Source organism: Burkholderia sp. KJ006 (assembly GCF_000262695.1).
Lineage (GTDB): Bacteria > Pseudomonadota > Gammaproteobacteria > Burkholderiales > Burkholderiaceae > Burkholderia > Burkholderia vietnamiensis.
Genome location: NC_017920.1, coordinates 1,966,849 through 1,979,348, shown reverse-complemented (window position 1 = coordinate 1,979,348; position 12,500 = coordinate 1,966,849). Strand labels below are relative to the sequence as shown.

Annotated in this window: 12 protein-coding genes; 6 read left to right on the top strand and 6 right to left on the bottom strand. The window is 68.8% G+C overall.

The genetic code is table 11. The annotated features are described in order from the left end of the window. Positions 1–64: 64 nt before the first annotated feature. Together aceB and MYA_RS08900 are read right to left on the bottom strand one after the other, a co-directional pair. Positions 65–1,657: a malate synthase A gene (gene aceB, locus MYA_RS08905; protein ID WP_014723242.1), complete on the bottom strand. Its 1,593-nt coding sequence runs from the start codon at positions 1,655–1,657 to the stop codon at positions 65–67. A gap of 67 nt (positions 1,658–1,724) precedes the next feature. Next, complete coding sequence (locus tag MYA_RS08900; RefSeq protein WP_014723241.1) at positions 1,725–2,486, bottom strand: haloacid dehalogenase type II; 762 nt, start codon at positions 2,484–2,486, stop codon at positions 1,725–1,727. 157 nt (positions 2,487–2,643) lie between these two features. On the opposite strand from MYA_RS08900, the gene MYA_RS08895 reads away from it, so the two are divergent. Together MYA_RS08895 and MYA_RS08890 are read left to right on the top strand one after the other, a co-directional pair. Beyond that, a complete protein-coding gene (locus MYA_RS08895) occupies positions 2,644–3,549 on the top strand; it encodes a LysR family transcriptional regulator (RefSeq protein ID WP_011885174.1) in 906 nt (301 codons plus the stop codon). 174 nt (positions 3,550–3,723) lie between these two features. Then, positions 3,724–4,158, top strand: coding sequence for a universal stress protein (locus MYA_RS08890; protein WP_011885173.1), 435 nt, complete (start codon positions 3,724–3,726; stop codon positions 4,156–4,158). 178 nt (positions 4,159–4,336) lie between these two features. Here the strand turns inward: MYA_RS08890 and aceA are convergent, their stop codons facing one another. The 3 genes from aceA to MYA_RS08875 all read right to left on the bottom strand — a co-directional run bounded on the left by aceA (position 4,337) and on the right by MYA_RS08875 (position 8,193). Next, entirely contained in the window at positions 4,337–5,644 is a 1,308-nt protein-coding gene (aceA, locus tag MYA_RS08885; RefSeq protein WP_014723240.1) for an isocitrate lyase, read from the bottom strand. A gap of 369 nt (positions 5,645–6,013) precedes the next feature. Beyond that, positions 6,014–7,564, bottom strand: coding sequence for a DEAD/DEAH box helicase (locus MYA_RS08880; RefSeq protein ID WP_014723239.1), 1,551 nt, complete (start codon positions 7,562–7,564; stop codon positions 6,014–6,016). A 359-nt stretch (positions 7,565–7,923) separates the two neighbouring features. Further along, positions 7,924–8,193, bottom strand: a complete 270-nt coding sequence (locus tag MYA_RS08875; protein WP_014723238.1) for an acyl-CoA-binding protein — start codon at positions 8,191–8,193, stop codon at positions 7,924–7,926. A gap of 160 nt (positions 8,194–8,353) precedes the next feature. Between MYA_RS08875 and tsaB the strand changes: the two genes are divergently transcribed. From tsaB to MYA_RS08855, 4 genes are read left to right on the top strand one after another with little or no spacing between them, the layout of a single operon-like run. Next, a complete protein-coding gene (gene tsaB / locus MYA_RS08870) occupies positions 8,354–9,121 on the top strand; it encodes a tRNA (adenosine(37)-N6)-threonylcarbamoyltransferase complex dimerization subunit type 1 TsaB (protein ID WP_011885169.1) in 768 nt (255 codons plus the stop codon). Next, positions 9,118–9,618 carry a ribosomal protein S18-alanine N-acetyltransferase gene (gene rimI, locus MYA_RS08865; protein WP_014723236.1) on the top strand — a complete coding sequence of 167 codons (501 nt, stop codon included), beginning with the start codon at positions 9,118–9,120 and terminating at the stop codon, positions 9,616–9,618. The genes tsaB and rimI overlap by 4 nt, the downstream gene beginning before the upstream one ends. Beyond that, the gene (locus MYA_RS08860) at positions 9,605–10,654 is read left to right on the top strand and encodes a uracil-DNA glycosylase (protein WP_014723235.1); all 1,050 of its coding nucleotides are present in this window, start codon (positions 9,605–9,607) and stop codon (positions 10,652–10,654) included. Before rimI ends, MYA_RS08860 begins: the two co-directional genes overlap by 14 nt. Next, complete coding sequence (locus MYA_RS08855; RefSeq protein ID WP_011885166.1) at positions 10,651–11,610, top strand: DUF1853 family protein; 960 nt, start codon at positions 10,651–10,653, stop codon at positions 11,608–11,610. The genes MYA_RS08860 and MYA_RS08855 overlap by 4 nt, the downstream gene beginning before the upstream one ends. 18 nt (positions 11,611–11,628) lie before the next feature. Here the strand turns inward: MYA_RS08855 and thiD are convergent, their stop codons facing one another. Next, positions 11,629–12,438 carry a bifunctional hydroxymethylpyrimidine kinase/phosphomethylpyrimidine kinase gene (gene thiD / locus MYA_RS08850; RefSeq protein WP_011885165.1) on the bottom strand — a complete coding sequence of 270 codons (810 nt, stop codon included), beginning with the start codon at positions 12,436–12,438 and terminating at the stop codon, positions 11,629–11,631. Positions 12,439–12,500 lie beyond the last annotated feature (62 nt).

Genomic DNA, 12,500 nt, shown 5'->3' with positions numbered 1-12,500 from the left:
CGTGTGGCCCGACCGGCGGCGGCCTGGTGGCGTCGGCCGGATCCCGCAGGATCCGGCCGCGCGGTCAGATTTCCTCGTACAGCGGCAGCGTCAGGAATTCGGTGAAGCCTTCCGACGTCGACATCTGTTCGAAGATCGCCGCGGCCCGCTCGTACGGCTGCGTGTTGCCGCCGACCGAGCGCTTCACGTTCTCCAGCTCGGCCTTCGTGTATTCGCGCACGAGCTCGGCGGTCACCTTGCGGCCGTCGTCGAGTACGCCCTTCGGCGAGCGGATCCACTGCCATACCTGCGAGCGCGAGATTTCCGCGGTGGCCGCGTCTTCCATCAGGTTGTGGATCGGCACGCAGCCGTTGCCGTCGAGCCACGCGCCGAGGTAGTGGATGCCGACGTTGATGTTGTTGCGCAGGCCGGCTTCGGTGATCGGCGCTTCCGGCTGGAAATCGAGCAGGTTGCGGCCTTCGATCTGCACGTCGTCGCGCTGCTTGCCGATCTGGTTCGGCTTGTCGCCGAGCACCTTGACGAATTCCTCCATCGCGATCGGCACCAGGCCCGGGTGCGCGACCCAGCCGCCGTCGTAGCCGTCGGTCGCGTCGCGCTGCTTGTCCGAGCGCACGCCGCCCATCGCCTTGTCGTTCGCTTCCGGATCGTTCTTGATCGGAATCAGCGCGCTCATCCCGCCGATCGCCGGCGCGTTGCGCTTGTGGCAGGTCTTCAGCAGCAGCAGCGCGTAGGCGCGCATGAACGGCACCGTCATCGTGATCTTCGAGCGATCGGCCAGGCAGAAGTCACGGTCGTTCTTGAACTTCTTGATCGCCGAGAAGATGTAGTCCCAGCGGCCGGCGTTCAGGCCCGAGCTGTGTTCGCGCAGTTCGTACAGGATCTCGTCCATCTCGAACGCGGCGAGGATCGTCTCGATCAGCACCGTCGCGCGGATCGTGCCGCGCGGGATGCCGACCGCTTCCTGCGCGGCGACGAAGATGTCGTTCCACAGGCGCGCCTCGAGATGGCTTTCCATCTTCGGCAGATAGAAGTACGGGCCCGAGCCGCGCGCGATCAGTTCCTTCGCGTTGTGGAACAGGTACAGCGCGAAATCGAAAATCCCGCCAGACACGCGCTGGCCGTCGACCGTCACGTGCTTTTCGTCGAGGTGCCAGCCGCGCGGACGCACGATCAGCGTCGCGACCTTGTCGTTCAGCTTGTAGGACTTGCCGTTCTGCTCGAGCGAGATCGTGCGGCGCACCGCGTCCTTCAGGTTGATCTGGCCGTCGATCTGGTTGGTCCAGCTCGGCGCGTTCGAATCCTCGAAGTCGGTCATGTACGAGTCCGCGCCCGAATTGAGCGCGTTGATGATCATCTTGCGCTCGACGGGGCCGGTGATTTCGACACGGCGGCATTGCAGGTCGGCCGGCAGCGGCGCGACCTTCCAGTCGCCTTCGCGGATCGCCTTCGTCTCGGCGAGGAAATCGGGGCGCTCGCCGGCGTCGAGGCGCTTCGTGCGCTCGACGCGCGCCTGCAGCAGCGCCTGGCGACGTGGCTCGAATGCGCGATGCAGCGCCGCGACGACGGCGAGCGCCTCGGGCGTCAGGATCGCTTCGTAGCCCGGCTTGATTTCGCCGGTGATCGCCATGCCTTGCGGCAGCGTGATCGGGGTGCTCATGAGTGTCATCTCCTTGGTCGGTCAGTTGCGGTTTCGGTGAAAGGGTGAGGCGGCAGCGCGGCGCGCGTCATGCGCCCGGGCCGGGGCGCGCGCGGTTGGCCGTTCTGCCGGACGAAGCCGGGGCGGCGAGAAATGCGAGCAGGTCGGCCATGCCGCTGCCGGTGCCGTCGGGCGACACGCCGAGCTCGTCGGCGGGCGCGCCGGTGCGGTTCAGCCAGAACGTCGTGTAACCAAACCAGGCGGCGCCGGCGACGTCCCACGCGTTCGACGACACGAACACGAGCTCGCGCGGCTGCGCACCGAACGCGGCGGTGCCGAGCGCATATGCGAGCGGGCTCGGCTTGTACGCGCGCACGGTGTCGGCGGACAGCACGCGATCGAACAGGCCGGCCATGCCGGCGCTCTTGACCGCGATGTCGAGCATGTCGGGGTTGCCGTTCGACAGGATCGCGAGCGCCGGGCGCGGTTCGAGCACGCGCAGCCGGCGCAGCGCGGGCACCGTGTCGGGATAGGTCGACAGGCATGCGTATTGGTCCATCAGCCGCTTTTCGGCCGCGCTGTTCAGCGCGAGGCCGAGCGCGCGTGCGGCGAAGCGCAGCGCGTCGAGCGTGATGTCGCGAAACGGGCGATAGCGCGCGCCGGCCGGATCGGCGAGCGTGCGCAACTGCGAATATTCGATCTGCTTGCGCCGCCACAGCTGCGACAGCCGGTCGCCGTGACCGGGAAACATCTGCTCGGCCGCGGCCACGACCGCATGCACGTCGAACAACGTGCCGAATGCGTCGAACAGGATCGCGGCGGGAGAGGAGAGTGTCGTTGTGGCCGACATAGCCTTGCGCTCCAGTTTCAGAGGTCGAATCGATTCTATTCGTGATCGCAGCTTCTAAAAAAGACGCGAATCATCACTTGATTTTTTACTTTCACATACATAATCTTGGTCGCTCGGACGAATTGAAGGGCGGCGGCGCTGCCGCCCGTTGCGAGTCATGGACCGGTTCAAGCAGATCGAAACGTTCGCCGCGGTCGCGGCGAAGGGCAGCCTGTCGGCGGCCGCGCACGCGGAGGGCGTCGCGCCGGCGATCATCGGCCGCCGCCTCGACGCGCTCGAGGAGCGGCTCGGCGTGAAGCTGCTGGTGCGCACGACGCGCAAGCTCACGCTGACCTTCGAAGGCTCGGCGTTCCTCGAGGATTGCCAGCGGATCATCAACGACATGCAGAACGCCGAGGCCAGCGTGTCGGCGGGCGGCGTGAAGGCGAGCGGCCATCTGCGCATCTCCGCGCCGGCCGGCTTCGGGCGGCGTCACGTCGCGCCGCTCGTGCCGGAGTTCAGCGGCGCGCATCCGGACGTATCGGTCACGCTCGACCTGTCCGACCGGATGGTCGATCTCGTCAACGAAGGGTTCGATTGCGCGGTGCGGCTCGGCGAGCTGCCCGATTCGTCGCTGGTGTCGCTGAAACTGGGCGAGAACCGCCGCGTGTGCGTCGCGTCGCCCGCGTATCTCGCGCGCCGCGGCACGCCGGCGACGCTCGCCGAGCTCGCGCGCCACAACTGCCTCGCGCTCGCCGCCAATGCGAACCAGCAGCGCGGCTGGACGTTCCAGGAGGACGGCAAGGTCGTGTCGATCCGCGTGAGCGGCACGATGGAGTGCTCGGACGGCGCGGTGCTGCACGAATGGTGTCTCGCCGGCTACGGCCTCGCGTGGCGATCGTGGTGGGAGGTCGGCGACGACGTCGCGGCCGGCCGTCTGGTCAGCGTGCTCGACGCGTTCGCGGCGCCGCCGATCGGCATCCATGCGGTGTTTCCGCAGCGCCGCCATCTGCCGCTGCGCGTGCGCCTCTTTCTCGACTATCTGAAGCACACGTACGAACGGCCGGGGTATTGGGGCGCATAGGGCGCATGGCATGCTGCCGCGTCGTCCCGCGCGTTTCCGATATGAGGGCGAACCCGCTGCCGGCGTCGGCAGCCGGGTTTCGCGCACTACAATCGAAGCTGGCGTGCGCGACGTTCCGCGGCGGCTTGGCTCGCGGACGCGGCGCGCGCGGTCCGACTGACGCAGGAGGGCGCGATGTTCCGGCACATCCTCGTTCCAACTGACGGCTCCGAGCTGTCGCAGAAGGCGATCGACGGCGCGATCGATCTCGCGCGTGCGGTCGGCGCGCGTGTCACCGCCTATGCGTGCCTGCCGCAGTACCCGTACTCGCCGTTTTCCGAGGTGATCATCGAGCCGCCGGCCGATTTCCGGGCCCGCAGCGAGCGCGAGGCGCGCGCGCATCTCGACGACGTGCAGGCCGCCGCAAAGGCAGCCGGCGTCGCATGCGACAGCTGGACGAGCGTGCATCCGTCGCCGTACCTCGGCATCATCGAGGCGGCCGAGCGCGGCGGCTGCGACGTGATCTTCATGGCGTCCCACGGACGTCGCGGGCTCGGCAGCCTGCTGATCGGCAGCGAAACGCAACGCGTGCTGACCCATACGAAAATTCCGGTGATCGTCTATCGGTAATGGCGGCGGCCTCGGCTGTACGGCCGAACGACCGCACGGCGGCGCCGAAAAAGGGCGCGCCGGACCAGGCCGGCGCGCGTCGTTGCAGGCGGCCGAAGCCGCGCGGCCGGTCGCGCGACTTTCGTCGCGCGCCTGCCGTCTCCTCCCTGATTGTTGTCCGGTGCGGTGCTGGCGCGCCTTATGCCACCTTCTTGCCGTCGAAGAACTGTTCGTCCTCGGTCGAGCCGTGCAGCGCGGTGGTCGACGCTTCGCGCTCGACCGTCTGCGTCACCGCGTCGAAGTAGCCGGTGCCGACCTCGCGCTGGTGCTTGACCGCGGTGAAACCCTTGTCGGCCGCTTCGAACTCGGCCTGCTGCAGTTCGACGAACGCGCTCATCTGCGTGCGGGCATAGCCGTGCGCGAGGTTGAACATCGAGTAGTTCAGCGCGTGGAAGCCGGCCAGCGTGATGAACTGGAACTTGTAGCCCATCGCGCCGAGTTCCTTCTGGAACTTCGCGATCGTCGCGTCGTCGAGGTTCTTCTTCCAGTTGAACGACGGCGAGCAGTTGTACGACAGCATCTTGCCCGGGAACTGCTTGTGGATCGCCTCCGCGAACTTCTTCGCGTACTCGAGATCCGGCTTGCCCGTCTCGCACCACACGAGGTCCGCATACGGCGCATACGCGAGGCCGCGCGAGATCGCCTGCTCGAGGCCCGGCTTGGTGCGGAAGAAGCCTTCGACCGTGCGCTCGCCGGTGAGGAACGGCTTGTCGTTGTCGTCGATGTCGGACGTGATGAGGTCCGCGGCTTCCGCGTCGGTACGGGCGACCAGAACGGTCGGCGTGCCCATCACGTCGGCGGCGAGCCGCGCCGCCGACAGCTTCGCGACGGCCTCGCGCGTCGGCACGAGCACCTTGCCGCCCATGTGGCCGCACTTCTTCACCGACGCGAGCTGGTCCTCGAAGTGGACACCCGACGCGCCGGCCTCGATCATCGCCTTCATCAGCTCGAACGCGTTCAGCACGCCGCCGAAGCCGGCTTCCGCGTCCGCGACGATCGGCGCGAAGAAATCGACGTAGCCTTCGTCGCCGGGGTCCTTGCCTTCCGACCACTGGATCTGGTCGGCGCGTGTCAGCGTGTTGTTGATGCGCTTGACGACGAGCGGCACCGAGTTCGCCGGATACAGTGACTGGTCCGGGTACATTTCACCGGCGACGTTCGCGTCGCCGGCCACCTGCCAGCCCGACAGATAGATGGCCTTTAGCCCGGCCTTCACCTGCTGCATCGCCTGGTTGCCTGTGAGCGCGCCCAGCGCATTGACGAACGGTTCCTCGTTGATGAGCCGCCAGAGCTTTTCCGCGCCGCGCTTCGCGAGCGTGTGCTCGACGGCGATCGAGCCGCGCAGGCGGACCACGTCGTCGGCCGTGTAGCCGCGCTTGATGCCCGTCCAGCGCGGATCGGTGTCCCACTGCTTCTGCAGTTCCAGTGCCTGTTGCTGTCGCGACATGATGTGCTCCTTGATACGGTGTATTGCCTGATGGTTCGAATCGGACGCTGATGATGCTGTTTCGCGAGACCGGTGAAGGTCGCGAAGTCTTGTATAAGAGTCTAGGCAAACCGCTGGAGCGGAAACAGAGGCTTTTCGGAACCCGCTGAAATTTTTTAATCGTTATGAATCAGTGGGATATGCGGAGCGTGTCGCATTGAGAAACGGGTTTTTCCATCACGCAACGGCGCAGGTTGTGCCACGCAGCATGATTTTTTACGACGCAAAAAAATTTCCCGCATCGTGAAATGTGGCGCAAGACGAAAAAAAACCGGCGCGGGTGCGCCGGTCTTGCCGATGGCTGGGGCGGCGGGGCCGCCCGGGACGTGCTTACGACGCCGAGTTGCTGCGACGCGGGCCGCCGCTGCGCTGGCCGTCGCGGCGCGGACCGCCGTCGCGGCTGCCGCCCGGCTTGCCGCTCCAGCCGCCGCCGTTGCCGTTGGCATTACCGCCGCCGTAGCTACGGCCATTGCCGCTGCCGTAGCCGCCGCCCGGCTTGCCGCCGAAACGGCGACCGCCGTTACCGCCGCCCGGACGGCCGCGACCGCCGCTGCCCGGCGTGCGGGTCGGTGCCTTGCGCGGCTCGAAGCCTTCGATCACGTTGACCGGCAGCGGCGAGCGCACGAAGCGCTCGATGCGCTTGAGCGCGCCTTGTTCCGCGTGGTGCACGAGGCTCACCGCGGTGCCCGAGCGACCGGCGCGGCCGGTGCGGCCGATACGGTGCACGTAGTCTTCCGCGAACTTCGGCAGGTCGTAGTTGAACACGTGCGTGATGCCGGGGATGTCGATGCCGCGGGCCGCGACGTCGGTCGCGACCAGCACGCGCACGCGACGCTCGCGCAGCGCACGGATTGTGCGGTTGCGCGCGCCCTGCGGCAGGTCGCCGTGCAGCGCGGCCGATTCGAAGCCGGCGTCGGCGAGGCGGCCGGCGAGCTGGTCGGCGTCGATCTTGGTGGCCGTGAAGATGATCGCCTGGTCGAGCGCGTCGTCGCGCAGCAGGTGATCGAGCAGGCGATCCTTGTGGTCGCGGTCGTCGACGTAGTGCACCGTTTGCGCGATGTTCGCGCGCGACTCGATCTTCGCGACGATCTCGATGCGCTCCGGGTTGTTCAGCAGACGGCTCGTCAGCGAACCGATCTTGCCGTCGAGCGTGGCCGAGAACAGCATCGTCTGGCGCGACGCGGGCGTCGCGGCGACGATCGTTTCGATGTCGTCGATGAAGCCCATGTCGAGCATGCGGTCGGCTTCGTCGAGCACGAGCATCTTCAGTTCCGACAGGTCGATGCGGCCGCGCTCGAGGTGGTCGAGCAGGCGGCCCGGCGTCGCGACGAGGATCTCGGGGTTCTTCGCGAGCAGCATCAGCTGCTGGCCGTAGGCCACGCCGCCGAGGATGCTGACCGTGCGCAGGCGACGCAGGTGCTTGCCGTAGGTCGTCGCGGCCGTGGTGACCTGCATCGCGAGTTCGCGGGTCGGCGTCAGCACGAGCAGGCTCGGACGAGCGACCGGTTGCGGGCGGCGCGCACGGCGGTCGCCCTGGTTCGGTTCACGCGGCGCGCGCGGTTGCTGCGCCTGCGATTTCTGGAGCTGCGCGAAGCGTTCGATCGCGGGCAGCATGAAGGCGGCCGTTTTGCCCGAACCGGTCGGGCTCGATACCAGTAGATCCCGGCCGGCGATACCGGCCGGAATCGCGCGCTGCTGCACCGGCGTCGGCTTGGCGTAGCCGGCTGCCTCCAGCGCGGAGACGATCTCCGGCGACAGCCCGAGCGACGCGAAAGTCGGCTCGTCCGACGCCGGTTCGACTGCGGCCGGTGCGGCGGCGTCGAGACCGAGCGCCTGGTCGGCGATCGCGTTGAGCGGGCTGGTGTTGATGCTCGAAGTCATAACAATCCTTGAAACACAGTGGGTGAAACGTCGGCGCCAATCGCGCATACCCAAGTCGTCGGATTCAGCGAGCAAATCGGGAAACGGGTGCAATCCGCCGAACCGTCGGCGGATGAGGCATTAGAAGCTGTTTTGGGTGCGGCGCGCTTCTGGAGCGGGGCCGCCAGCCTGATACGTGACGACCGCGAGGGTCGAAGCAGGAGGGGACAGGTTCTAAACCGGATTGGAGCTTAACGCTACGAGGCGTCGTGCCGGAACGGCTTACGAGCCGAGCGCGGGAGGTGACGCAGCCAGCATTATAAGGATATTTGCTGCGCTGCGCCACTGATTTGAGCAGTGCTTGCGGCGGGAGGGCCCGATCAGGACGCCGTGCCGTTCTTCAGCGATTCGACCAGCTCGATGTATTGCTGCTTCGCCGCGTCCTGCGACGTGCCTTTCAGCGCTTCCCAAGCATCGTACTTGTACTTGCCGACGATGTCGGTGAAGCCCGGCTTGTCGCCGTGCGCGTCGCCGTCGGTCGCCTGCTTGAACAGCGCGTACAGACGCAGCAGCGTCAGGTTGCCCGGGCGCTCGGTCAGTTGCTTGACGTCGATCTGGGCCTGGTCGAATTGGGCGGTGAGGTCGCTCATCGAGTGTCTCCGTAAATAGTTCAGTAAGGGTTTCAGGTCCGGCCGATCTTAACAAGCGCCGCGCCGCGCGGGGTCGAGCGATCCTTCCAAACCGCTCGCGGCGCGCCGCGCGCCCCGCGATCATCGCCGAACGCCCGTCCGAGCGGGGCGCCGCATTACAATGTCGGCCATGACGCAAACAGTGCTCCTCGCCATCGATACGTCGACCGAATACTGCTCGGTCGCGCTGCTGCGCTCGGCTCCGGCCGACGCCGCCGTTTCCTCCCCGCAAACCTGGGTCCGCCACGAGCTGACGGGCGCCGTGTCCAGCACCCGCGTGCTGCCGGCCGTCCAGGAGCTTTTCGCCGAATCGGGCCTCGCGCTCGCCGATTGCGATGCGATCGCGTTCGGCGCGGGCCCCGGCTCGTTCACCGGCCTGCGTACCGCGACCGGCATCACGCAGGGTCTCGCGTTCGGCCGCGGGCTGCCGGTCGTGCCGGTCGGCACGCTGCTCGTGTGCGCCGAGCACGCGCGGCTGCGCGCGCCGGGCACGACGCGCGTGCTGGCCGCGCTCGATGCGCGGATGGACGAGGCGTACTGGGCCGATTTCGCGTGGGACGAGCGTGCGGGCGACTGGCAGACGCTGCATCCGGCGGCGCTCGATGCGCCGGGCGCAGTCGGCGTGCCCGATGCGCCGTTCACGCTCGCGGGCAACGCCGCCGCCGCGTTCGGTGCGCAATTGCCGGCTGCCGCACGGGCCGCCGTGATCGACGGCGAAGCGCTGCCGCATGCGCTGGCGCTCGCGCATGTCGCGCTGCGCGCGTTCCGCGCCGGCCGGACGGTGCCGGCCGAGCATGCCGCGCCCGAATACGTGCGCGACAAGGTCGCGCAGACCACCGCCGAACGCATGGCCGCGCGCGCCGCGCAGGCAGGCGGAGCGAAGCCATGACGGGTGTGTTGCTCAGCGATCGCTACCTGTCGCCGATGACCGATGCCGATCTCGACGAAGTCGTCGCGATCGAGCAGGTCGCGTACGAATTCCCGTGGAGCCGCGGCAACTTCGAGGATTCGCTGCGCAACGGCTATTTCGGCGTGTGCCTGCGGCACGTGACCGGCGCGCTCGTCGGCTATTGCGTGCTGATGCCGGTGATCGACGAGATGCATCTGTTGAATCTGTGCGTCGCGCCGGCCGTTCAGCAATCGGGCGCCGGCCTCGCGCTGCTGCGCGAAGCGGTGCGCATCGCGCGCGCGGAACGGCTCGACGGCGTGTTGCTCGAGGTGCGGCCGTCCAATGCGCGCGCGATCCATCTGTACGAGCGCTTCGGCTTTGCGACGATCGGCCGGCGCAAGAACTACTATCCGGCGAAGCATCGCAGCCGCGAGGACGCGATCGTGATGCGTCTGACGCTGAACAAGGACGAGGGGGACGCGCATGGCGTGGGCTGAAGCAGCGCTCGAGGAAATGGGTCTCGCGCAGATCTGGGTGCGGCGCGGGCAGGGGAGGCAGGGCAGTGCGGCGGGTGATGCGGTGGCGGGCGCGATGGATGATGCGGTGGCTGCAACGACCGCAACGACCGCGACCGCCGTGCCGGCCGACGTCGCTGAGGCCGCGGCCTCGCCAGCGCAACGCACGACGCGATCGGCACAGCCGGCCCAGCCCGTGCAAGCGCGCGAGGATGCGACGCGCGTCGGCACAGCCATGCCGAGAGCCGAATCGGACCGTCCCGCCCACGCCGCCGCCGCGGCCGACCATGCATCGATGCCCGCTACATCGCCCGCTCCCGCGAGCGACATGCCGCTCGCCGCCGAGGACGATTTCGCCTGGTTCGACGCGACGCCGCCCGGCGATCCGCTGCCGCCGGCCGAGATGCGCGCCGACGTCGCGCCGGTCGCGACGCTCGACTGGGACGCACTCGCCGCGCGCGTGGCCGGCTGCACGAGCTGCCGCCTGTGCGAGAAGCGCACGCAGACGGTGTTCGGCGTCGGCGATCGCGAAGCGGACTGGATGCTGATCGGCGAGGCGCCGGGCGAGAACGAGGACAAGCAGGGCGAGCCGTTCGTCGGCCAGGCCGGCAAGCTGCTCGACAACATGCTGCAGTCGCTCACGCTCGCGCGCGGCACGAACGTCTACATCGCGAACGTGATCAAGTGCCGCCCGCCCGGCAACCGCAATCCGGAGCCGGACGAGGTGGCGCGCTGCGAGCCGTATCTGCAGCGCCAGGTCGCGCTCGTGAAGCCGAAGCTGATCGTCGCGCTCGGCCGCTTCGCCGCGCAGACGCTGCTGAAGACGGACGCGAGCATCGCATCGCTGCGCGGCCGCGTGCACGCCTACGAAGGCGTGCCGGTGATCGTCACCTACCATCCGGCCTACCTGCTGCGCAGCCTGCAGGACAAGTCGAAGGCATGGGCCGACCTGTGCCTCGCGCGCGATACGTTCCGGCAGTCGGCGGTCACCGACGCGAGCGGGCCGGCCGGCCGATGACGCACGACGCGGCGTTCGCATTCGTCGATACGCTGCGCGATGCCGCGGTACGCGATCTGGGCTGGCTCCTCGCGAGCCCGAGCCTGCTGACGGCGGCGCCCGGTGCGCCGCTCGCGCATCCCTGGTCGGATGCGATCGAGCGCGTGGCCGTCGAAGCATGGCTCGCCGCGCTCGACGCCGCGCCGCAGCCGCTGCACCGCGCGCTCGACGGCGTGCGCCCGGTGCGGCTCGGCCGCTATGCCGAATGCCTGCTCGAATATTTCCTCACGCATGGGCCGTCGTTGCGGCTCGTCGCCGCGAACCTGCCGCTGCGCAGCAACGGCAAGACGCTCGGCGAAGTCGACTTTCTCGTCGACGCACCGGACGGGCGGCGCCTGCACTGGGAACTCGCGGTCAAATGCTATCTGTGCGCGCCGCTCGCCGGCGCGGCATCGCTCGCCGATTTCGTCGGCCCGAACCTCGCCGACCGTCTCGACCGCAAGCGCAGCCGGCTGCTCGAGCACCAACTGCGGCTCGGCGATCGGCACGGCTTCGCGCTGCTCGGCTACGGCGCGCCGTCCGACGCGCAGATGTTCGTCAAGGGCTGGCTGTTCTATCCGCACGGCGTGCCGCTGCCGCCGGTGTCCGCCGAAATCGCCGACGATCATCCGCGCGGCTTCTGGCTCACGCACGCGCAATGGCCGGCGTGGGCGGCCGCGCAACCCGACGGCGCGGCATGGAGCGTGCTGCCGCGGCTCGCGTGGCTCGCGCCGCGCCGGCTCGCGCCGGATGCCGCGCCCGAAGCGCTGGCGGATACGTCCGGCGTGCCGTCCGCGCTCACCGCGCGCCAGGCGCCCGCGCTGATCGGCGTCTATCGGCAGCGTAACGATCGCCTCTGGCGCGAGACGGCGCGCGGCTTCATCGTGCCCGACGACTGGCCGGCGCGCGCTGTCGCGTTCGCCGCGCCGGACCGCTGACGCACGCTCGGCCGGCGCTCACCACCACCGATGGAAGTGATGCACCGGGCCGACGCCGCGACCGACGTCGAGCCGGCCGCTCGCGGCGATCGCGCCGGTCAGGTAGGTCTTCGCGTCGCGTACCGCGCTGTCGAGGTCGGGCCGTTGCGGCAGCAATGCGGCGATCGCCGACGCGAGCGTGCAACCGGTGCCGTGCGTATTGCTGAGCGGCACGCGCGCGCCGTCGAGCCGCACCGCGTGCGCGGCGTCGACGAGCCAGTCGGGGCTCACGGCCGCATCGGGCAGGTGACCGCCTTTCATCAGCACCGCGCGCGCGCCGGTCTGCAGCAGCGCGCGGCCTTGCCGGACCATGTCGTCCTCGGTCGTCGCGTGCGCATCGCCGAGCAGCGCGGCCGCTTCGGGGAGGTTCGGCGTGACGACGGTTGCGAGCGGCAGCAGCGCGCTGCGCAGCGCATCGACCGCGTCGGGCGCGAGCAGCGCGTGCGCGCTCTTCGAGATCATCACCGTGTCGAGCACGACGAACCGCGGCGCGTAACGCCGCAGCGCCTCGGCCACCGCATGCACGATCGACGCGTTCGCGAGCATGCCGATCTTCACCGCGTCGATCCGGATGTCGTCGAACACCGCATCGAGCTGCGCGGTGACGAACGCGGCGTCGGGCGCATGCACGCCGGTCACGCCGCGCGTGTTCTGCGCGGTCAGCGCGGTGATCGCGCTCGCGCCGTACGCGCCGAGTGCGGAGAAGGTCTTCAGATCGGCCTGGATGCCCGCGCCGCCGCCCGAATCGGAACCGGCGATCGTCAGGACGTTGGGTATCGGGTGCGTCATGATGGCAACGCGCCGGTTCGACGACCGGCGCGGATGGACTGGAGCGGAAGGAACGGCAAGTG

Bases quoted from the DNA above. Each gene is read 5' to 3' on its own strand.
- aceB (WP_014723242.1), bottom strand. From the start codon at position 1,657: ATGAGCACCCCGATCACGCTGCCGCAAGGCATGGCGATCACCGGCGAA.
- MYA_RS08900 (WP_014723241.1), bottom strand. From the start codon at position 2,486: ATGTCGGCCACAACGACACTCTCCTCTCCCGCCGCGATCCTGTTCGAC.
- MYA_RS08895 (WP_011885174.1), top strand. From the start codon at position 2,644: ATGGACCGGTTCAAGCAGATCGAAACGTTCGCCGCGGTCGCGGCGAAG.
- MYA_RS08890 (WP_011885173.1), top strand. From the start codon at position 3,724: ATGTTCCGGCACATCCTCGTTCCAACTGACGGCTCCGAGCTGTCGCAG.
- aceA (WP_014723240.1), bottom strand. From the start codon at position 5,644: ATGTCGCGACAGCAACAGGCACTGGAACTGCAGAAGCAGTGGGACACC.
- MYA_RS08880 (WP_014723239.1), bottom strand. From the start codon at position 7,564: ATGACTTCGAGCATCAACACCAGCCCGCTCAACGCGATCGCCGACCAG.
- MYA_RS08875 (WP_014723238.1), bottom strand. From the start codon at position 8,193: ATGAGCGACCTCACCGCCCAATTCGACCAGGCCCAGATCGACGTCAAG.
- tsaB (WP_011885169.1), top strand. From the start codon at position 8,354: ATGTCGGCCATGACGCAAACAGTGCTCCTCGCCATCGATACGTCGACC.
- rimI (WP_014723236.1), top strand. From the start codon at position 9,118: ATGACGGGTGTGTTGCTCAGCGATCGCTACCTGTCGCCGATGACCGAT.
- MYA_RS08860 (WP_014723235.1), top strand. From the start codon at position 9,605: ATGGCGTGGGCTGAAGCAGCGCTCGAGGAAATGGGTCTCGCGCAGATC.
- MYA_RS08855 (WP_011885166.1), top strand. From the start codon at position 10,651: ATGACGCACGACGCGGCGTTCGCATTCGTCGATACGCTGCGCGATGCC.
- thiD (WP_011885165.1), bottom strand. From the start codon at position 12,438: ATGACGCACCCGATACCCAACGTCCTGACGATCGCCGGTTCCGATTCG.